Source organism: Streptosporangium carneum (assembly GCF_027922005.1).
GTDB lineage: Bacteria > Actinomycetota > Actinomycetes > Streptosporangiales > Streptosporangiaceae > Streptosporangium > Streptosporangium carneum.
Genome location: NZ_BSEV01000158.1, coordinates 1 through 534, shown reverse-complemented (window position 1 = coordinate 534; position 534 = coordinate 1). Strand labels below are relative to the sequence as shown.

Sequence of the window (534 nt, the reverse complement as noted above, 5' to 3'; positions counted from 1 at the left end):
TTTCGTTCCAGCCCCATGGCGATTGTGCCGCGACCCACATGCTCGTCGGATCGCCAGCCGCCGCAACGAGGTTCTCACATTGGAAAGTGACGCCCCGTGCATTGCATCCGCCGGAGCCATCATCAACCTGGCAGCTATAGGTGTTCAGCGTGGTTGCGCAGCTGCCATCCGCTCCATGAGCTTCGCATACGGTTGCAACAAGATCGCAAGCCGAAAATCCAGTACATGTATCAAGCGGTGTCTGTGTTTCGCAGGTATACGTGCGTTCCTGCTCCCAACAAGGCGCTGTGATCGACACACCGTCCACCGTTCGCGTCGTTGGCGTTGTATCGACACAACGTGTCGACGACAGGGTGCATCCCACGTCGCCCATGTGGGCTGTGCACGCACTTTCGTTGAAGCCCCCCTCACCTGCCGTGCGGATCTCACGCAACACCGGTCCGACGCCACTCGTCTGGTTCTCACAGCGATACTCGCCTGTGAAAACATGACAACCTCCGGACCCGTCATCGACTTCACACACATAGCGCTTCT

1 protein-coding gene is annotated in these 534 nt (G+C 58.4%); it reads right to left on the bottom strand.

Annotated features, from left to right (window positions below):
• Positions 1–373 (bottom strand): conjugal transfer protein TraN (gene traN, locus PKF00_RS45065; protein ID WP_369011209.1); only part of this gene is annotated, 373 nt, incomplete at its 3' end.
• Positions 374–534 lie beyond the last annotated feature (161 nt).